This is a genomic window from Geomicrobium sediminis, from assembly GCF_016908595.1.
GTDB lineage: Bacteria > Bacillota > Bacilli > Bacillales > Marinococcaceae > Geomicrobium_A > Geomicrobium_A sediminis.
In genome coordinates, this window is record NZ_JAFBEC010000004.1 from 1 (window position 1) to 19,642 (window position 19,642).

The following is a 19,642-nucleotide window of genomic DNA, read 5'->3' on the forward strand; positions in this document are numbered from 1 at the left end:
CCGTTCTTTTCTCTATTATAACAAAGCGTGGTTATGATTCGGCGTCTATAAATAAGAAAAAGCTGTTGAGAAATGACTTTCTCAACAGCCTGAAACTCGGATCCTACTTTGGATCCGAGTTTTTTATGTCTCGAAGCATTTGTTTTACTTCTTGTAATTCGTTGTGAAGCTTTTGGTAATCGCTATCTTCGGTGCTATGTTTTGCGGTGTCTTCTTCATTTGCCTTTTCAACGTTGTTTACGATAACCCCAATGAATAAGTTAAAGATAATAAACGTACCGACTAAAACGAACGCAATAAAGTAAATCCAACTCCACGGCTCAATCTCTAAAATCGGCCGCATGACCGCTTCTGTCCACGAATCTAACGTTACAATCTGGAAGAGCGTCAGTACAGAGCGCCCGAGGCTTCCGAAATACTCCGGAGAGATTGATGCAAATAACATCGTACCGATAACAGCAAAGATATAAAAGACGAGACTCATTAAAAACATAATGTTAAAGAGGGAAGGAATCGTACGCATGAGTGCATCAACGAGTCTTCGTAATGATGGAATGACAGAGATCGCACGAAGCACTCGAAGTACACGAAGCACCCGGAGTACCGTCACGAAGTGTGCACCTGCAAAAAGGTGACCGGCTAAGATAATCAAGAAGTCAAACCAGTTCCAACCACTCTTGAAAAAAGTATAAAACGGAACGCTTGCAATGAGTCGTAATACAATTTCAACGGTGAAAACCCAAAGCAACACACGGTCAGCAATGTAGAACCATTCTTGATAAGGAATGTACAGTTCTGGGTACGTTTCAAGACCAACGATGACCGCATTAACAAAGATAAAGAGCATCACGACAATCGTAAAAAAGCGATGCTCAACGAAGTCTTGAAGCTTGAGGCGCCAATGTTTATCTGAGCTCACGTATCAATTAACCTCCGATTGAAGTATGATCCACATCGTAGTCGCCAAGTTGCTTTGATCGACCGATGGCCGCATCGGCCCCTTTAGCAATGTGTTCTTTCACTTGAAACATTTCGAGATGCTTAAATGCTGCTTCGGTCGTCCCGCCAGGGCTCATCACTTCTTTATAGAGCTCTTTTGGTGTTTGTTCAGTGTGACTAAAGCGAGTGGCAGCACCGATCATCGTCTGAACGATTAATCGTTTCGCTTCATCAGAACCAATCCCGGCGCGTTCTGCTGAATCCATCAAGCCTTCAATAACATAGTACATGTACGCAGGACCACTACCAGAAATGCCGGTAACGGCATCCATTTGTGTTTCCGTTACCGTGGTTACAGTACCGACGTGTAAAAACAACGATCGTGCAAGTTCAACGTCTTCATCCGTTGCATACTCACCTTTACAAATTGCAGTTGCTGATTGCATGACCGTTGCGGAAGTGTTCGGCATAGCTCGTATTACGGCATTTTTAGTACCGAGTAATGAGGAAATATAGTCCGTTTTTGTTCCTGCAAGTACAGAATAAAACACATGATGTTCCGTTACAAAAGGTCGTAGTTGAATGATAGCAGATTCAATGTCTTTTGGTTTCATTGCCAGCACGACAACGTCACTTTCGGTCATCGCTTGTTTAACATCTGTTATCGTATCAATCTCATAGCGCTCTTTCATATACGCTAGGCGTTCTTGATTGGATTTATTCATCGCTTTGATTGTCGTTTGTTTCGTTTGATCAGTCGCACGTACACCAGCGATGATCGCTTCAGCCATAGCCCCGGCTCCAACAAACAACAGATTAGGTTTCATGACTATATTGAACTCCTTTCGTTTGTCCACTTCCTTGGATGACGTACTTGTTCGTTGTGAGTGCTTCAAGACCAAGAGGTCCTCTTGCATGAAGCTTTTGCGTACTAATGCCAATCTCTGCACCGAATCCGAATTCTCCACCATCCGTAAAGCGAGTTGAAGCGTTATGGTACACAGCAGCTGAGTCAATCAATTGTTGGAAACGCTCGACGATCGCTTCATTGTTCGAGACAATCGATTCTGAATGATGACTACTATACTGATCAATGTGACGGATCGCTTCTCCGCTATCGTTAACGGTTTTCATTGCAACGACGTAATCAAGAAACTCCGTTTCAAAGTGTTCTTCGGTGACAGGTAAGACGTTTTCGTTTAAGGCTTGTAACGTGTCATCACCATAGATGGTCACGCCTTTATCAATTAACGCGTCAATCAAGTCATGACCGTGAAGGGTAGCCCATTCACGATCTACGAGAATGGTTTCGACTGAATTACAGACAGAAGGGCGGTCGGTTTTGCTATCGATGGCAAGGTCAATGGCCATTTGTTTATCGGCTGTTCCTTCAATATAGAGGTGGCAGTTGCCTTCTCCAGTTTCAATCACCGGTACGATCGATTGACGGAGAACGGTTTGGATCAGTGAGGCACTTCCTCTAGGGATCATCACGTCAACAAGTCCTCGTAATTGACCGAGTTCATTCACACTCTCCCTTGAATCTGGAGAGATGAGTTGAACGATGTCTCGGGATAAGCTTGCTTTCGTAAGGGCATCTTGCATCACCGTTACGAGCACTTCATTTGAACGTTTCGCTGATGAACTTCCTCTTAGTAAACAAGCGTTACCTGCTTTTAGACAAAGGCTTCCTGCGTCAATTGTGACATTTGGGCGGGCTTCATACACCATTGCTATAACGCCTAACGGAGAGCGGATGTTTTTAATGACGAGTCCGTCTTCTCGTGTCCACGATTGTTCGGTTTCTTTTCGTAATGGATCGGGTTGGTCAATGAGAGTAAATAACCCTTCCTTCATCGATTCGATTCGATCTGGTGTTAACGTTAAGCGATCAATTAATTCATTTGAGATCCCGTTTTGTACGGCATCATCGATGTCTTTTACGTTTGCATCATGAATGACGTCTTTCGCTTCATCTAAACCTTGTGCAATCAGACGTAATACTTCATTTCTCTTTTCGAGGCTTGCGTTTGCAATAGCGTTACTCGCTCGTTTACAAGCGGTCGCTTGTTGTTTTGTTAGACTCATCAATCATCCGTCCTTTCTGATGGCTTACCCAATGATCTCTATGAATACAAACGATTGAAGTCTCGTTTGCTGTTCCTAATTCGTTTGAAGATAATGCAGAACGTCCTTTGCCGACGAGCAGCCCGTCACGGTCGTAGACTGCAATAATGGCCCCTTTTTCAAATGATGCTTCGACTTTTTTAATTCCAACCGCTAGTAAACTCTTGCCACGGTAGAGCATCGCATCCTTTGCGCCATCATCAATCATAATACGCCCTTCAATTTCCGAATGAAGACCGACCCATTGGCGGTTTTTCGTCCACGTATTCGGTTGACGCTCAACGTACGTTCCTTTACCGTTTCCGTTGACTGCTCGGATTAATTCTTCTTCACTTTCCGCACGGCCAATAAACGTATTAATTCCTAGCGATTGCGCTCGTTTTGCAGCTTCTAGCTTTGATTTCATACCACCAGTTCCAAGGCTTGATCGTTTGTCATCCATCTCATTGATAAATGAATCGGTAATGACATTTAAATGCTCAATTCTTTTTGCGTCAGGTTGACTTGGATGGGCGTTATAAACGCCATCAACATCCGTAAGTAGAAGCAGTTGATCGGCGTTTAATAGACCTGCAACAAGACTTGAAAGCCAGTCATTATCACCAAACGTTAGTTCTTCAATGGCGATCGAATCATTTTCATTAATAATAGGAATGACTCGTCTCCTAAGAAGCTCAGCCAATGTTTGGTAGGCATTGTTGTATTGCTCTTCGTGGGAAAACGTGCTTCTCGTTAATAGCAATTGCGCTACAGCAATCGATTGCTGTAGGAATGCTTTTTCGTAAGCTTCCATTAACAACCCTTGGCCAACTGCTGCGGCTGCTTGTTTTTTGGCAGTCGTCGTCGGTCGTGTTCGGTAGCCGATTTTTTGAAAGCCTGCAGCCACGGCACCTGAAGATATAAGAATAATTTCGTACCCTCGTTGGTGTAGTTCACCAATTGCTCGACTATAGTGGATGATTCGTTCGTGAGCAATTCCACCATCACGCTTTGCCAGTGAGCTACTGCCAATTTTTATGACGATGCGTTTTGTATTCATGTTCGTCACCTCAATCGAAAAAAAGCTCCTATTTCATCCGTATTAAGGACGAAATAGGAGCTTTTCCGCGGTACCACCTTGATTAACCACAGTGATGTGGTTCACTTGTACTCTTTATCGCAGAGTAAACGGTCAGCGGTTAACTGACTGCTCAAGGTAGGTTTCAAAGGAGTTAGTGGCGCGAAGGTTTCAGCGGTTGCTTCGCTCTCTGTGGCATAACGTCCTTTTACTTGTCCTGTCATCGCATTTCTATCATTAACGTACATATGAAAGTGAACATATAATATCATTTTCTCTATAGGCTTGCAAGCACAATGGCGTGAGGCTTCGTTGCTTTTTCTTGGAAAATGATCGATCATCACTCTTGTTTTTGAATGGAGTCATAAGTACAAACGATGGCAACGTTGTGACGGCGTTGTCACTAACTTGTTCCCATGATAAACTAATGGAATAACATTCCGGTTTTACCGTAAGGAGCGGTACGTATGTATCAACAAAGACAAGGACTAGTAGTCTGGGTACAATCGTTAAAACACGTCAGACATTTACGCAAGTATGGACACGTCCAATACGTATCTAAGAAAATGAAATATGTTGTCTTATATTGCAATGTCGACGATGCCAACAGTGTATCCGAACAAATTGGACGATTGAATTTTGTCCACAACATAGAATGGTCGGTTCGAAGGGAACTTGATTTGAATTTCGAAGACGACAGTCAATTGGAAAGAACAAATGAACATTTGCATACTTAATGGCTTGAGTACTCATACTCAAGCTTCTTTTATACAAAAAAAGCCGCGCGCCCTTATGGACACGCGGAGCCTGTTGTTATCGACAGGCAATGGGAGAGGAGAAACCGGAGGAAGCGCTTATGGGGAAACGTAAGCGTTCTCCGCGGTTACTTGCAACATGGGATCATGTTGCTAACTCTATCATGTCCGTAAACGTGCAAGAATATACAAACCGATGTGAATCTTTTTTCTTGAATTGTCACTTTCAAGGTATGATAAACTAAAAGGGTTTTATGAATGCAAGATAGAAAGGAAGTTAACGATGCGTGTCATAGCAGGTGAACAGCGGGGGATGCGATTACAAGCTGTAAAGGGAAATACAACGAGGCCGACTGCTGATAAAGTTCGTGAAGCGTTATTTCATCAACTTGGGCCTTACTTTGATGGAGGCATTGGTCTTGATCTTTATGGGGGAAGTGGAGCCATATCGATTGAGGCTATCAGTCGTGGAATGGAACGAATGCACATTGTAGAACTTTCAAAAGAAGCGATTAAAACGATTACGAAAAATGCGAAACATTGCCGTGTCGACCAACATTTAACCATTCATCAAGGGCGTGCGCAATCAGTACTTAAACGTTTAAGCTGTGAACGTATTCAATTTGATTTTATTTATATCGATCCACCTTACAAACAGCAAATGATTGAAGAAGATATTCAAGCGATTGTAGACGGTACTCTCTTGCATCCAGATGGTGTAATTGTATGTGAACATGATTCGAGTGTCACGTTACCTAAAGAGATCGAGTCGCTTGAAACCGTCCATGAAAAACGCTATCGAGATACGACAATTACGATGTATCGAATGAGTGAAAGTGAGGAATAAGGATATGACGACGATCGCAGTTTATCCAGGCAGTTTTGACCCCGTTACGAATGGACATATTGATATTATTGAGCGCGGAGCAAAAGTTTTTGACGAAATTATCGTCGCTGTTTTAAACAATCAACGAAAAACACCATTGTTTTCAGGAGAAGAGCGTGTGCAATTGTTAGAAGAGTCATTAACACATATTAACAACGTATCCGTTGACTCGTTCCAAGGTTTGCTCGTTGACTATGTTAAAGAGAAGAATGCAAGTGTCATTGTGAGAGGGTTACGAGCGGTTAGTGACTTTGAATATGAAATGCAAAACGCCTCAATCAATCGAAAGTTAGAATCGTCAGTTGAGACGTTTTTCATGATGACAAATAACAATTACTCTTACTTAAGTTCAAGCATCGTAAAAGAAGTGGCTCGATATGGGCGAAATGCAGAAGACCTCGTGCCACCTCCAGTGGAGCGTGCGCTTCGTGAAAAATATCAACGTTAACGATTTGTGATCAGTCTTTGGTGCCAAATGACAATAGAGATGAGTAATGTAACGAGTGTAACGATCGGACCCCACGTGTAAAAGCCATCCAGAAATGTTGCAAGGAAGTTTTGTGACTCGCCTCCAGACGCCGTTTCTTGTACACGGGGTTGATACAGCCAATCAAATACGAAAAACGTTAACGTTGCAGCGAAGACACCTTGCATGACCCTTGCAAAAAAGAATGGTTTAAATCGAATATCGGTAGCGGCGAGAATGCTCGCAGCTTGTGCTTGAGCGGAAAACCCTGCAAATGCGAGTAAGAAACTAACGATGATGGCTTGCTCTTTTAGTGTTGCTCCTGTCGTTGTGCTGACAAGCTGACTACCAAGCGTCATTTCAAAAAGTCCTGAAATAATTGGTACGCTAAACTCGGTCGGGAATTGGAAGATCATTAATGCCAATGTCACGATCAGTGCCAACCATTGCGTAATGTGCAGCAAAGAAAGAACTTCATTTAACACAGAGAATAGAATAATGAAACCACCGATCATTAATAGCGTCTGTACCGATGATTGAACGGCATCGCCAAGTTTTTGTCCGATCGGTCTCGTATCTTGAAGACGTTCTTCATGTAACATGTGAAAAGCTTCTTTTAAGGAAGGAAAGCTTTTCTTTTTTTGCCTAGTCTGTATGTGGTGTCTCCCGTGGAATCGCATCATAATTCCGACGAGGACGTTGCCTCCGTAATGGGCAAACGCGAGAACAATTCCGAGAGCAGGGTCATGAAAAAAACCGATCGCAATTGCCCCGAACAGAAATAGAGGGTTTGAAGAGTTCGTAAATGCCACAAGACGTTCAGCTTCAATCGTCGTGATTCGTTTGTCTTTCCAAAGGCGTGCCGTTAGTTTTGCACCTGCTGGATAGCCACTGGCAAGTCCCATCGCCCATACAAAACCACCAGTGCCTGGTACACGAAATAACGGTCTCATTAATGGTTCCATATAGGCGCCTAGAAAACTAACGACGCCAAATGCGATGAGAAGCTCAGAGATTATAAAAAACGGTAGTAACGACGGAAAAACGACGTCCCACCAAATCGATAACCCTCGTAATGATGCATCCAATGAATGTTGAGGGAAGAGCATTAATGAGGCTGCCATTAAAAGTACAGAACAAGCTAGAAAAAGAGAATTCCATTTTGAAAGTGACAAAGGAAGAGCCTCCTCATTGATGGACTCAGGACAAGGCATTGTACTTTCATAATTACGTTTTATTCACAAAAATAGAACGAGCTCTCGTTTTCTTTTAAAATAAGGAATGAGTCTCGAAAGAACTGGTAAGCTATCATAGAAGTCATTTCTTTGGTATTAAACGGAGGAGTGAAATGTGGAACAACGAAAACCGAAAGTTGGTCTTGCTTTAGGTTCTGGCGGAGCGCGGGGAATTGCTCACGTCGGAGTCCTTGACGTATTTGAGAAAGAAAACATTCCGATTGATTATATTGCAGGAAGTAGTATGGGTTCACTCGTTGGTGCACTGTTTGCGCTTAGACATTCAGCGACTGATTTGGAAGAATTAGCATCATTGTTTAAACGAAAGTACTTTGTTGATTTTACGGTTCCAAAAATGGGGCTCATCAATGGGAAGCGAATTGAAGAATTAATTTATATGCTCACTCAAGGCAAAAATATTGAAGACTTAGAGGTCCCGCTCTCCATCGTTACGACGGATTTGCAAAAAGGGAGATCAGTCATTCTAGATTCGGGTAGCATTTCAAAAGCCGTTCGAGCAAGCATTTCAATTCCTGGCATTTTTGTACCCGTACAATATGATGGCAAGATTCTTGTTGATGGTGGGATTGTTGATCGTGTTCCGATTCAAGCGGTTCGCAATATGGGCGCAGATATCGTAATTGCGGTTGATGTTTCATTTTTTCCAAAGGACCCACCGATCACGTCTATTTACGACGTCATAATGCAAAGTATGGAAATTATGGGAAGAGAGATCGTTGAAAGCAAATGGCTACAAGCTGATGTGCTAATGCGACCGATTTTGAAGCAGCATAGTACTGTCGCTTTTCAAGAAATTGAAGCACTCGTTGAACAAGGAAGAGTAGAAGCCAGTCATTACGTAGAAGACATTAGACGGCGCATATTGAATTGGGAGGAGAAGCGATGAGCGAGAAGAACAACCGAGGTAAACCTACAAAGACGCTGTGGATCATAGCAATTAGCTTACTCGCTGTACTTTTGATTCAACAGATCCCAATTGGTTATTATTATTCTCAACCTGGAGATGCCACTGGTCTTCAAGAAATCATTACGGTTGAAGGGGGTTCAGACCTTGAAGAGGGAGAGTTTTACTTAACGACAATTTTGCAAAGTCGAGCCAACCCCTTTTTGTATGTATGGTCGTTATTAAGTCCGTACCGAGTGTTAACACCAGAAGAGATGATTATGACTGAGAATGAAAGTGACGAAGATTACCATCATCGTCAAATTGAGTCGATGAGGCAATCGCAAGACGCTGCAAAAATTGCAGCCTACCGAGCTGCGGGAGCAAGTGTAGATATCGAAGAAAATGGGGTTTTTGTTACTCAGTTTGTTGATGGAATGGGTGCAGTAGATGTACTAGAAGCCGGTGATTTAATCGTTGGCGTCGATGAGCAAACGATTTTAAATTTCACAGAGTTAACCGAAGCATTGTCTGAGAAAACGGAAGGTGAAGAAGCTGCCTTAAGCGTCATTCGTGAAGGGGAACAAATACAAGTTGATGTTGAAATGCAAACATTCCCGAATGCAGGAGAAGAGAATGGTCAGCCAGAGGATGCAGTCGGTTTAGGGATTATCTACCCTGTTAACGACCGCACCGTGACATTTGATCCGGAAGTTACGATTGAGGCAGGAGCCATTGGTGGCCCTTCTGCAGGATTAATGTTCTCATTAGAAATCTATAATCAATTGCAAGAAGATGATATTACACGAGGACTTAACGTAGCAGGTACAGGATCCATTGATGAAGACGGAAATGTTGGCAGAATCGGAGGCATTTCTCAAAAGATCGTTGCTGCAGATCAAGCCGGCATTGACATTTTCTTTGCACCTAATGATGAAGAGCTTGGTGAGCTTTCAAACTATCAACAAGCCATAGAAGCAGCAGAAGACATCAATACCGACATGCAAGTCGTCCCAATATCTACACTTGAAGAAGCGATTGACTATTTACGTTCTATCGCTTAAAACGATCGGTTTCTCGTATTCGCGTTGGTAGAAGTCAGGGCGGGTTGAAGTTGGTAAATAGCTCCAATAAGCAAATGCGGCTTTTTCATCGAGTCGCATTTGTGCGTTTTTTTGCCTCGGTGGACGGTCGTACAGTTGAAGCGTGGTTTCTTTCTTAACTTTGCTTAAATAGGCTTGTCCTGCCTTAGAAAATCCTAACAAACGAACCGCAGACGGTTGGCGGTTCGCACCTAATGCGTCAGCCATGCTCGCTTTCGTCGTTTTTGTTAAAATGTGGACGAGTGTACGTTGAATTCGAACCCAGGTGTATCGCTTTGTTTTTACGAGATTCATAAACGATTGGAAGCTGTCAGCTTTTTTTGCTGCATTGACTAGCCGATATTCTAATCCTTCTTGAACGTCATAGTAAGAAGCAAGAATTGAGATGTCAGTCGTTAATAATTCATGTTGTAAGTACTTGTAATAGTCATCCCAAGACACAAGTGGATGCTCGGTTAATGCAGCGTACGTTTCATTTGGCACGAAAGGGCGAATGTCTTCAAGTTCATCGTTTGACAATGCCCGTCTAATTGCAGTTGCGCTGGCGATTGCACTTTTTTCTTCAAGGTCTTCGCTATGGTATCCACTTCCGGTGCGCTGAATTGTTTCAGGCTTAATCGACGCGCTTAATTCCCTTGCGGATTTCACGTACTGATAACCTAGAATGTTATTCGGTTGACTTAAATCTGGGAACGTCGTAGGTGGTGTTAATTCAAGAAATGCTTCAGACTGTGCTCTAGGGTATGACGCTCCTTCATTCATGCGTTTTTTCACATGCGATTCTAGCGTTTGTTCATGTTGTTGCATAAACAGATCTAATTCCTTAAAAGCATCGATGTCACCGTATTCACTGCCAAAGTAAAATGAGTCGATGAGTAAGTCGTTAAGAATTGAAACGCTTCCTCGTGCAAACAAGCTTGCATGTTGACTAGAATAAGCGTAGGGGAGTTCAACGACTAGATCAGCACCTGCATCAAGGGCTAGCTTTGTTCGCGTTTGTCGCGAATAACTTGCAGGTTCGCCGCGTTGTAAAAAATACCCACTCATGACACAAACGACGACGTCTGCTTTCGCATGTTTTTTTGAGGTTTGCAAATGATAGAGATGACCGTTATGAAAAGGGTTGTATTCCACGATAAGCCCAATTGCTTTCATAATCACCCTTCTTTCGTAATTGAATGTGAAATCATCGTTCGCTTACAGTATAATGTAAAGAAAAAATGTTGACAAACAAGCATAATGACAGCTATAATTACTTTTGTTGCTTTGAGGTGATAAATAATGCGCTGGACGATTCAACAGCTTCTAACAAGCCGTCAAGATACGATCCCTTTCGAGAAGGATGTGAACGTATCTGAACTTGTAGAACGCGACCAAGAACTGCGTGATATCTCGCCTGTTCATATCAAAGGTTTTGTTCAGATTACTAGCCAGTATGCGACCTTTCAGTTTACAGCGACAGGTACGTTCGTGTTGCCTTGCGCTCGCACGTTGGTCGATACAACGTCTCCATTTGAAATTGACATCATTGAGCGATTTCGAATTGATGGTTTGCCAGTAACTGATGATGAAGATGAAACGCTGCATGAACCGGAAAATGGTTATGTTGATCTTCTCCCATATATTAAGGAGAACATTCTACTTGTAATTCCAATTCGTGTCATTAATGAAGATGAAGACCTTAAAAAAGATGGACTAACATCTGGAAACGGTTGGGAATTAAGCGAAAAGCAAAGCCAAGAGAATGATGATGACCAAAACGCCATTGATCCCCGTTTGAAAGACTTAGCTAAGTATTTTCAAAACGATCAATAATGAAGATGATCATAGATGGTTGCGCGTAGCCTTCATGCATGTTGAAATGGATAATGTTTAAAGTAGTATCGATTTGTTAAAGGAGGTGGCAAGAGACATGGCAGTACCTAAAAGAAAAACATCTAGTACTCGTAAAAACAAACGCCGTACGCACGTAAAACTTGCTGTACCAGGTATGACAAAATGCCCGGAATGTGGAGAGCTTAAGCGTTCACACCGCGTATGTAAATCATGCGGAACGTACAAAGGTGAAAGTGTTGTAGAAGCGTAAACAGTAAGGAAGTCCCTTTATCAATATGATAGAGGGGCTTTTTTTATTTCTCTTATGAATCATAGACTTACGAATTCTTGCATAAAAGTACATATCGGATTCTACTTACTATGAGGGTTGGAGGGATGGAAATGACAGCAATTCGTCAAGACGCCTGGAGCCAAGAGGAAGATCAGTTACTAAGCGACCTCGTATTAGCTCACATTCGAGAAGGCAAAACACAATTACAAGCTTTTGAAGAAGTAGGCAGTCGCTTAAAGCGAACGGCAGCTGCGTGTGGCTTTCGCTGGAATGCGACCATTCGAAAGCAATATACGAAAGAAATTGAGGCAGCAAAAGAGAATCGTCATTATGAACAAGCGCATGCAGAAGTGGCAAGTGTAGCGGATGTAACAACTAAAACAAGTTCTACGTTAAGTAGCATGAAAGATGTTATTGATTACTTGCAAACACTCGATGAATCAGAGTTATACACAAAGAGGATTGAGAGTGAATTACAGAAAAAGCAATTAGAAAATGAAGCGCTCGTCTCAAAGCTTACGAAAGTAGAACGAGAACTAAAAGCTGTTCAACATGATTACCAATCGTTTATCTCACTTCTAGAAAAAGCGAAAAGTCATTCGAGAATATAAAAAAAGACGGGTCGCAATTATTGCGACTCGTCTTTTTGTAAGGTTTGTGCTTTTACATTAGATGGGTACCAAACGTAAGGGTTCTCTCCACGATCACGAATTTCATCGTAATGTACCGCATCAAATTTCATATTTAGCCAAAACTGATCAGATCCTTGGCGTGCATTTGTTTTAACTGGATAACCAAATGATTTCGCGTGTTCAACGAGTGCTTTACCGAATCGTTGGTTACGATAAGGTTCAAGAACTTCGAGTTTCCAAAGCTCTAAGTATTTTTGTGCTGGGGAGAAATACAAGTCATATGCCTTGTCAATCTCATATAAACACATTCTCGCTACGAGCCTGTCCCCGATGTAAATGCCGAAAAAAGGAGATTTGCTGTTATTTTCAATCATATCTTGCTCTAATTCTTCTTTCATAGAAAGTTCTTGGATTCCAACTTCCCGGAATGCTTTAAAATCCTCAAGTGTTTTGTAATTAATTCGGAGTTGCTCAATTTGTACGTCCAATGAAGTGCCTCCTTCGCTGTCTTTATTACAATTCTATACTACTATAAATTAACATTTTTGTCGTAGGTGACGACAAAAATCGTTGAAAGACAGTTAAGCATTTCTTGATTGGGTTATGCTAAACTGAGTAGTAGAGAATGGGCTGCGTACACCAAAAGAATAGACACCTTTGCTGCTGCTCGAAGGGAGTTGTGGCGAGACTTGACGATGATAACTTTACTTACAGTGCTTATTACTTTTCCGCTCGTCGTTTTTTTGTTACTATCAGTTTTGCTCGTACGTTTTATGAGCAATAAAACGAGGGCGTTAAAAATTGCCGCAGATTGCAGTGTGCCGTTTTTCTTTTTTGCAGTAATGATGATTTGGTATGAACTGTTTACGATCGGCTTCATTTGGATTGCCTTGGTGTTTTTATTCATTGGTATGTGGTTAACATTTGCCCAGTGGAAAAAGTTCGGCGATCTTTACGGTAGAAAGTTATTTACAGCGATTTGGCGAACGTATTTTATCGTTTTAGTGCCGATGTATGTTACGTTGTTATGCATCGGAATCCTTTCGAGTGTAACTACATATTTCATAGCATAAGCTTGATGTGAACGAACGAACTCGTCAAGAAAGGTCGGGAATCATGACAATAGAAAGATATTCAATGAATTTGGATAAATGGTTGAGTGGATACGCAAGTGGCGATGATGAAGTTCAATGTTTGTTTGATTATCGACCGATCGGTCATTCAACCGAACGCTTTGAAGAATTAAAGAGTTATCAGTTAAACCACGATGATTTGCGTCAGGCGCTACACGAATATCATCAGCAGTTTGAATACAATGACATGCAGTTAGCGCAAATTGAAAAATTAAAAGATCAAAACGCTACGGTCGTCGTAGGGGGACAGCAAGCAGGTCTTTTTACTGGACCGATCTATACAATTGCTAAAGCCTTAACGATCATCCAAAAAGCGAAGGTCGAACAAGAGCGTCTGCAAACGCCAGTGATTCCGGTTTTTTGGATCGCTGGAGAAGATCATGATATTGATGAAGTGAACCATGTGTATGTACACAGCACAACGGGTAGTGTAAAGCGAGTGAAGTATACTGGAGAGACGAAAGCAGGGGCACCAGTAACGCATCAGCCTCTTGACAAAGAAGCGATGGAGAAGATGATTGACGAGATTCTAATCGCGCTTGGTGAGACGGACCACACGAAATCATTGCGTGACAAGCTACAACAGTTCGCGACACGTTCTAGAACGTTCACTCATTTCTTTGCTGAGATGATGTCTTGGATCTTTAAAGATGAAGGACTCGTGCTCATTGACCCTGAAGAACCCATTTTTAGAAAGTTGATGGGGAACATATTTGAAGCACTGCTTTTGCAAAATGACGATGTACGTCAAAGTTTTGCGAAAAGCAGTGAGCGCATGGAAGAGCAAGGGGAAGAACCGTTTATTGCCCTTTCCAAAGATCATGCTCATCTGTTTTACCATATCGACGGCTATCGAGAGAAGCTGGTTGCAAATGAAGACGGAACGCTTTCAATCAGTGATCATCGCTTTAATCAATCGTCGAAACAATGGGCAAATGAAGCTCAAGAATATCCTGAGCGCTTTAGTAGCAACGTATTTACGAGACCGTTTGTTCAAGAGCAGGTGTTGCCTGTGTTGTATTTCGTAGCGGGACCAGGTGAAATTAAATATTGGTCGATGCTTAAGCCATTGTTCCACCAATTTAACCGCAAAGTTCCCCCTGTCACCTTGCGCTTACAACAAACGTTTGTAAACCGACGTAGCGAAAAGGGCATTCGCATTAGCCAAAAGACGCCTTTAGAAATCGTTTCAGAAGGTACACGAGCAAGAAGAGAAGAGCTAAAAGAACAGTACCATAAAGTGGACAGTGAGAAACTGTATGAACGTAGTGTCAGCCTTCTAGAAGAAGCGGAGAAAGAAATGAGAGAAGCGCTTCTTTCATTTTCTAGAAGCGAAGAACGATATAGTGATCGTCGTTTAAATGAAATGAAACGAACATTTGAGTCGATGCGAGACAGAATCGACAGCTGGCAGTACCACAAAGCGAACGTTGATATTAATAAACTAACTCATGCGGAGGCACACTTATCGCCTAACGGTAAACCGCAAGAGCGAATGTTAACGATCGTCCAAGTGATAAATGAGATGGGGATTGAACGTTTACGAACCCTTCTCTTTAGTGCAACGTTTGAAGAGTATCAACATCTCGTCTATTACGAATAAATCCCCCCACTTGTCCCCACGAGTAGAGTGGGTTAATCGATTAAGCCGGTGTTTTTCTTCTAAGTGGAAGGAAAGCACCGGTTTTTTTATCTTTTTATTGATTGAATTATTTGTCTTTTATCGTAAGGCAATGAAAAAAGCGATGTCTGAAGAGTGTAGAATCCGTCGGAAGAAACGTCTAATTAGACAGAGCCCGTCAAAACTTACAGCAGGAATGAAACGATCCTCGACATCGAGTGAAATGCCCCGTGAAGTTTACGCCATTTTTCACGGTATTTAGCGCGTAGTGAGATTGATAATAGTGATACATTTAATGAATAAGTGAAAACTGTAGTTATAAGAGCACGGGAAAGCCTGATTTGTCAAGGTTTTCCCGTGCTTATTCTCGTTTGTAGTCGCGACAAAATTAGCGTCATTTCATAAGGTAATAAAACTGTAAAGAAATTGACGTAAAAAAATCGAGTATAAAACGTGGTGTAAAGTGGGGGATTGTGGTAAGTTAAAAATATCAAGTGGAGGGGGATGGCGAACATGTTCATGGGAGAGTATACCCACGCCATCGATGAAAAAGGACGGCTCATTATTCCATCAAAGTTTCGCGAACAATTGGGGGACCAGTTTGTCGTAACGAGAGGAATGGACCAGTGTGTCTTCGTATACCCTAGATCTGAATGGGACCTGCTTGAACAGAAGTTAAAATCATTGCCATTTACTAAAAAGGATGCCAGAGCGTTTACCCGTTTTTTCTTTTCGGGTGCTCAAGAGACATCTTTTGATAAACAGGGGAGAGTCAACATCCCGCTACCGCTTCGAACCTATGCGAATTTAGAGAAGGAATGTGCCATTATTGGTGTTTCAAGAAGAGTTGAGATTTGGAATTCTTCTATTTGGGAAGCCTACTTTACTGAGTCGGAAGAATCGTTTAGCGAGATTGCTGAATCAATGGAAGATCTTGATTTCTAAAGAAAGGAGCGTGCAACGATTTTTAAGCATGAAACTGTGCTTCTACAAGAAGCCGTTGACTATTTGGATATCAAACCCGATGGTGTCTATGTCGATTGTACTTTCGGCAGGGGAGGACACTCATCGCACATCTTAGAACAGTTAAATGATCAAGGTAGGCTGTACGCTTTTGATGCAGATGAGGAAGCGATTTTGTCAGCGAAAGAACGATTCGCAGATGAACGACGTTTAATACTTACTCACGTCAACTTTAAAGAAGCGGTACCGACGCTTCGTTCACTAGGTGTTGAACAGATTGATGGCGTTTTGTTCGACCTTGGTGTATCTTCACCGCAATTTGATGATAAATCCCGAGGGTTTAGTTACCAAGGGGATGCTCCGCTTGATATGAGAATGGACAGGCGTCAACCGTTGTCAGCGAAAGAAGTCGTTAACGAGTGGAGTTTTGAACAATTATCACAGATGATTTATCGCTACGGGGAAGAGAAATTTGCAAAGCAAATTGCACGCGCGATTGAAAGAGCACGGATGAAAGAGCCAATCGAAACGACCGACCAACTCGTTGAGCTCATTAAAGAAGGAATTCCAGCTGCAGCGAGAAGGACTGGGGGACATCCTGCTAAGCGAACGTTTCAAGCGATTCGGATTGCAGTTAATGATGAATTGCAATCGTTTGAGCGTGCGTTATCCGATTTTGTATCCATGATGAACTTGAATGGACGCATCGCGGTCATTACGTTTCATTCGTTAGAAGATCGCTTAACGAAGTCGACATTAGACGAATTTTGTCGCTTACCAAAGCTTCCGCCAGGTTTACCAGTGATCCCTGAAGAATTAGAACCGTCGATGCGCTGGGTAAAAAAGAAACCAATTTTACCGAGTGACGAGGAAATTGAACACAACCGTAGAGCCCGTTCTGCTCGTCTTCGCGTCGTAGAAAAAATAAAGTAATCAAATCGAGGGAGGCAGCAATGAGTCAATTCGCACATAAACATCAACATGTTGAAGAGCATCATCAAAGTCAAGATGTACGTACCGTAAAAAAGCGTATTCATAAACGAATTACTCTTGGTGAAAAATGCATCATGTTCATGATTCTTGCCATTGTTGTGACGACTGCCCTTTTTATGATCTCCAACTACGCGACCATTTACGGTCAAAACAGTAGCATTGACACGTTGGAGCGTGACATTGCAGCTCAACAAGAGCGTAATGCTGGATTGGATTTACAAGTCGCGGAATTAAGTGACCCTGAGCGAATTCTACACTTAGCACAGGAGCATGGTATGGAGTTAAATGAAGCCAATGTGCAGGTTGTAACAGGTAACGAATAGTACGCATCGAGCAAGGTGGTGGTGTTGTGAAACGTACAACGATCGTATACCGAGCGTTAACCGTGTTCGCCGTTGCTGCGCTTTTTTTGGCAGTCATTGGCGGACGTTTTTTATATGTACAAGTAGCAAAAGGGACGAGCGAGCACGACTATATGGCGTATGCAGAAAGTCAGTGGACGAGTGAGCAACCGTTACACGGTGAAAGGGGAACGATTTACACGAGTAACGGAAGTGCCATTGCAGAAGAAGTGTCCTCTTATTCAGTCCAAGCCATTCTTAAAGATGATTATGGCTATGAAGCTGTAGAAGATATTGATCACACTGCTGAGCAGTTAGCGCCTTATATTGGTCTTGAAACGAACGAATTAAGAGATATGTTGCAAAGAGGTGTCGATGCAGATCGTTTCCAAGTTGAATTAGGAAGCGGCTCTCGTCAATTAACGTATGAAGAAAAAGAAAACATTGAGGACTTAGAACTTGCGGGGATTGAATTCAAAACGGAACCAAGACGATATTATCCGAACCAAGACTTTGCTTCTCATGTCGTTGGATATTTTGATCGAAGCGAGGATGAACCAGCAATGGGGTTGGAATCGTCGTTAGATGAGTATCTACTCGGAAGTGGAGGCTCGTATAGTTATTTACGTGCCCGAAACGGTGTGCCATTGCCCGGTGAGGCGCGTGAGATGGAAGAAGCGTATCACGGACAAGACGTCTACTTGACGTTGCATTCACACATTCAACTTGCCGTTGAACAAGCACTAACGGTTGCTGAAACGCTGTACGATCCTGAGCGCATGATGGCGATCGTTGCGGATCCGAAAACAGGTGAAGTACTCGCGATGAGTAATCGTCCGTCGTTTAATCCAAATTATTATCAATCGATCTCGAACCATATGAACTTTACCGTGTCTGACCATTTCGAACCAGGCTCGACGATGAAGATGTTTACGATGGCTGCAGCGATTGAAGAAGGCGTATACGATGACGAAGAGTATTTCCAATCGGGAACGTATAGCACTGGATATAGTGATACCCCGCTCATTCGTGACCACAATCAAGGACGAGGTTGGGGAGACATTCCTTATAAAGAAGCGATGCCGAGGTCGGCAAACACTGCTTTTGCAAGCATTGTTAATGACAAGCTCGGTGCAGACCGATTCTATGAATATATGGAACGCTTCGGATTTGGAAGACCGACTGGGATTGGTTTGCCGATGGAAGCTTCAGGCTTAATGTCTGAAAATGACTTAGGGGCCATCTATTCAGGGTTTGGACAAGCATCGGCCGTTACACCGATTCAACAAGTTCAAGCGGCAACGGCAATCGCCAACGGTGGCGATATGGTTCAGCCATATTTAATCGACAAAATCGTTAACCCGAATACAGGAGACGTCACGTATGAACATGAACCTGAGCTTTCAGGTCAGCCGATCTCTGAAGAAACAGCAAACCAAGTGAAAAGTCAATTACGCGATGTTGTGTACAGTGATATTGGTACGGGTCAACCGTATCAAGTAGAAGGAATTGAAGTTGCAGGGAAGACGGGTACGGCACAAATTCCGAGTGAAGGTGGATATTTGAACGGCCATAATCAGAACATCTTTTCCTTTTTAGGGATGGCCCCGTATGACGATCCTGAACTTATTGTTTACGTTGCTGTAGATCGACCGAATATGCCTGATGGTAGAAGTGGTAACGGAGCTGTCGCTGAGATTTTTAATACGGTGTTAAAACAGAGTATCCAATACTTGAATTTAACGTCATATGGTCTTGATGCTGATGAGTATCAACCAGAAGGTACTGAAGTGACCGATGTGACTGGATCTAGAATTAATCGTGCTGTGGAAGAGTTGCAAGAGCATAACCTTGACGCAGTAGTAATAGGTGATGGCAACCGGGTTGAAAAACAATACCCTGACGCCCACGACAAAGTTTTAGCAGGTGAAAAGATCTTTCTTCATACTGGTGGCGAAAGTATCATGCCTGACTTTACAGGATGGTCGCAACGAGATGTGATGAAGTTTGGTGTGGTTGCAGACCTTGACATTCATGTGGAAGGTAACGGTTTTGCAATGAATCAATCATTAGAACCTGGGGCGTCATTATCTGGAGTAGAAACGATTGACGTTGCATTTACAACAGACCGAAGTGCTTTAGACGATGAAGATGAAGAATCGCTGCCAGATGAAGCGGAAGGGTCATCTGAAGAGTCACCAACAGAAGAAGTAGAAGAATCACCAGAAGAAGAGGAACCAGTAGAATAATCGTTTGCAGTTCTGATTAGAACCGTACAAGCATATCGTAAAAGGGACAGACCGTAATCGGAGGACTTTTGAAAAGCGTCGAACGTATACGCTACACATTAGCCCTCCTTTTTTTGAACCTCTCGTTAAAG

21 protein-coding genes and 1 other annotated feature are annotated in these 19,642 nt (G+C 42.6%); of the genes, 14 read left to right on the forward strand and 7 right to left on the reverse strand.

Features of this window, described 5'->3' with window-relative positions; translation table 11 throughout:
* Positions 1 to 103 precede the first annotated feature (103 nt).
* The 4 genes from JOD17_RS07565 to proB all read right to left on the reverse strand — a co-directional run bounded on the left by JOD17_RS07565 (position 104) and on the right by proB (position 4,105).
* A complete protein-coding gene (locus tag JOD17_RS07565; protein WP_239575360.1) occupies positions 104 to 847 on the reverse strand; it encodes an ion transporter in 744 nt (247 codons plus the stop codon).
* Positions 848 to 926: 79 nt separating this feature from the next.
* Complete coding sequence (gene proC, locus JOD17_RS07570; protein WP_204696760.1) at positions 927 to 1,766, reverse strand: pyrroline-5-carboxylate reductase; 840 nt, start codon at positions 1,764 to 1,766, stop codon at positions 927 to 929.
* Positions 1,756 to 3,027 carry a glutamate-5-semialdehyde dehydrogenase gene (locus JOD17_RS07575; RefSeq protein ID WP_204696761.1) on the reverse strand — a complete coding sequence of 424 codons (1,272 nt, stop codon included), beginning with the start codon at positions 3,025 to 3,027 and terminating at the stop codon, positions 1,756 to 1,758. Before JOD17_RS07575 ends, proC begins: the two co-directional genes overlap by 11 nt.
* Positions 2,993 to 4,105, reverse strand: a complete 1,113-nt coding sequence (gene proB, locus JOD17_RS07580) for a glutamate 5-kinase (RefSeq protein WP_204696762.1) — start codon at positions 4,103 to 4,105, stop codon at positions 2,993 to 2,995. Before proB ends, JOD17_RS07575 begins: the two co-directional genes overlap by 35 nt.
* A gap of 41 nt (positions 4,106 to 4,146) precedes the next feature.
* Positions 4,147 to 4,356, reverse strand: a binding site (T-box leader).
* A gap of 234 nt (positions 4,357 to 4,590) precedes the next feature.
* Between proB and JOD17_RS07585 the strand changes: the two genes are divergently transcribed.
* The 3 genes from JOD17_RS07585 to coaD all read left to right on the forward strand — a co-directional run bounded on the left by JOD17_RS07585 (position 4,591) and on the right by coaD (position 6,212).
* Positions 4,591 to 4,860 (forward strand): YlbG family protein, encoded by a 270-nt coding sequence (locus JOD17_RS07585; RefSeq protein WP_204696764.1) that lies wholly within the window; start codon positions 4,591 to 4,593, stop codon positions 4,858 to 4,860.
* Positions 4,861 to 5,161: 301 nt separating this feature from the next.
* On the forward strand, positions 5,162 to 5,725 hold the full coding sequence (gene rsmD, locus JOD17_RS07590) for a 16S rRNA (guanine(966)-N(2))-methyltransferase RsmD (protein ID WP_204696770.1): 564 nt from the start codon (positions 5,162 to 5,164) through the stop codon (positions 5,723 to 5,725).
* Between the two features lie 4 nt (positions 5,726 to 5,729).
* Positions 5,730 to 6,212 (forward strand): pantetheine-phosphate adenylyltransferase, encoded by a 483-nt coding sequence (coaD, locus tag JOD17_RS07595; protein WP_204696771.1) that lies wholly within the window; start codon positions 5,730 to 5,732, stop codon positions 6,210 to 6,212.
* Here coaD and ylbJ read toward each other — a convergent pair.
* Positions 6,209 to 7,405 carry a sporulation integral membrane protein YlbJ gene (ylbJ, locus tag JOD17_RS07600; RefSeq protein ID WP_204696772.1) on the reverse strand — a complete coding sequence of 399 codons (1,197 nt, stop codon included), beginning with the start codon at positions 7,403 to 7,405 and terminating at the stop codon, positions 6,209 to 6,211. The genes coaD and ylbJ overlap by 4 nt on opposite strands.
* Positions 7,406 to 7,580: 175 nt before the next feature.
* Here ylbJ and JOD17_RS07605 point away from each other — a divergent pair, with 175 nt between their 5' ends.
* Together JOD17_RS07605 and JOD17_RS07610 are read left to right on the forward strand one after the other, a co-directional pair.
* The gene (locus tag JOD17_RS07605) at positions 7,581 to 8,372 is read left to right on the forward strand and encodes a patatin-like phospholipase family protein (RefSeq protein WP_204696773.1); all 792 of its coding nucleotides are present in this window, start codon (positions 7,581 to 7,583) and stop codon (positions 8,370 to 8,372) included.
* The gene (locus JOD17_RS07610; protein WP_204696774.1) at positions 8,369 to 9,433 is read left to right on the forward strand and encodes a SepM family pheromone-processing serine protease; all 1,065 of its coding nucleotides are present in this window, start codon (positions 8,369 to 8,371) and stop codon (positions 9,431 to 9,433) included. Before JOD17_RS07605 ends, JOD17_RS07610 begins: the two co-directional genes overlap by 4 nt.
* Here the strand turns inward: JOD17_RS07610 and JOD17_RS07615 are convergent.
* Positions 9,416 to 10,627: a nucleotidyltransferase gene (locus tag JOD17_RS07615; protein ID WP_204696775.1), complete on the reverse strand. Its 1,212-nt coding sequence runs from the start codon at positions 10,625 to 10,627 to the stop codon at positions 9,416 to 9,418. The genes JOD17_RS07610 and JOD17_RS07615 overlap by 18 nt on opposite strands.
* Positions 10,628 to 10,753: 126 nt before the next feature.
* On the opposite strand from JOD17_RS07615, the gene JOD17_RS07620 reads away from it, so the two are divergent.
* The 3 genes from JOD17_RS07620 (at position 10,754) to JOD17_RS07630 (ending at position 12,190) form a co-directional block, all read left to right on the forward strand.
* Positions 10,754 to 11,287 carry a YceD family protein gene (locus JOD17_RS07620; RefSeq protein ID WP_042415419.1) on the forward strand — a complete coding sequence of 178 codons (534 nt, stop codon included), beginning with the start codon at positions 10,754 to 10,756 and terminating at the stop codon, positions 11,285 to 11,287.
* A 97-nt stretch (positions 11,288 to 11,384) separates the two neighbouring features.
* The gene (gene rpmF, locus JOD17_RS07625; protein ID WP_042359825.1) at positions 11,385 to 11,558 is read left to right on the forward strand and encodes a 50S ribosomal protein L32; all 174 of its coding nucleotides are present in this window, start codon (positions 11,385 to 11,387) and stop codon (positions 11,556 to 11,558) included.
* A gap of 131 nt (positions 11,559 to 11,689) precedes the next feature.
* A complete protein-coding gene (locus JOD17_RS07630) occupies positions 11,690 to 12,190 on the forward strand; it encodes an RsfA family transcriptional regulator (RefSeq protein WP_204696776.1) in 501 nt (166 codons plus the stop codon).
* 17 nt (positions 12,191 to 12,207) lie between these two features.
* On the opposite strand, the gene JOD17_RS07635 is transcribed toward JOD17_RS07630, so the two are convergent.
* Positions 12,208 to 12,699: an N-acetyltransferase gene (locus tag JOD17_RS07635; RefSeq protein WP_042415421.1), complete on the reverse strand. Its 492-nt coding sequence runs from the start codon at positions 12,697 to 12,699 to the stop codon at positions 12,208 to 12,210.
* Positions 12,700 to 12,906: 207 nt separating this feature from the next.
* On the opposite strand from JOD17_RS07635, the gene JOD17_RS07640 reads away from it, so the two are divergent.
* The 6 genes from JOD17_RS07640 (at position 12,907) to JOD17_RS07665 (ending at position 19,511) form a co-directional block, all read left to right on the forward strand.
* Entirely contained in the window at positions 12,907 to 13,284 is a 378-nt protein-coding gene (locus JOD17_RS07640) for a DUF3397 domain-containing protein (RefSeq protein ID WP_239575362.1), read from the forward strand.
* 43 nt (positions 13,285 to 13,327) lie between these two features.
* A complete protein-coding gene (gene bshC, locus JOD17_RS07645; RefSeq protein ID WP_204696779.1) occupies positions 13,328 to 14,947 on the forward strand; it encodes a bacillithiol biosynthesis cysteine-adding enzyme BshC in 1,620 nt (539 codons plus the stop codon).
* A 531-nt stretch (positions 14,948 to 15,478) separates the two neighbouring features.
* Positions 15,479 to 15,910 carry a division/cell wall cluster transcriptional repressor MraZ gene (mraZ, locus tag JOD17_RS07650; protein ID WP_042415432.1) on the forward strand — a complete coding sequence of 144 codons (432 nt, stop codon included), beginning with the start codon at positions 15,479 to 15,481 and terminating at the stop codon, positions 15,908 to 15,910.
* Between the two features lie 18 nt (positions 15,911 to 15,928).
* Positions 15,929 to 16,861 carry a 16S rRNA (cytosine(1402)-N(4))-methyltransferase RsmH gene (rsmH, locus tag JOD17_RS07655; protein WP_204697149.1) on the forward strand — a complete coding sequence of 311 codons (933 nt, stop codon included), beginning with the start codon at positions 15,929 to 15,931 and terminating at the stop codon, positions 16,859 to 16,861.
* A 20-nt stretch (positions 16,862 to 16,881) separates the two neighbouring features.
* A complete protein-coding gene (gene ftsL / locus JOD17_RS07660; RefSeq protein WP_204696781.1) occupies positions 16,882 to 17,244 on the forward strand; it encodes a cell division protein FtsL in 363 nt (120 codons plus the stop codon).
* A 26-nt stretch (positions 17,245 to 17,270) separates the two neighbouring features.
* The gene (locus JOD17_RS07665) at positions 17,271 to 19,511 is read left to right on the forward strand and encodes a penicillin-binding transpeptidase domain-containing protein (RefSeq protein ID WP_204696782.1); all 2,241 of its coding nucleotides are present in this window, start codon (positions 17,271 to 17,273) and stop codon (positions 19,509 to 19,511) included.
* The last annotated feature ends 131 nt before the right edge of the window (positions 19,512 to 19,642 follow it).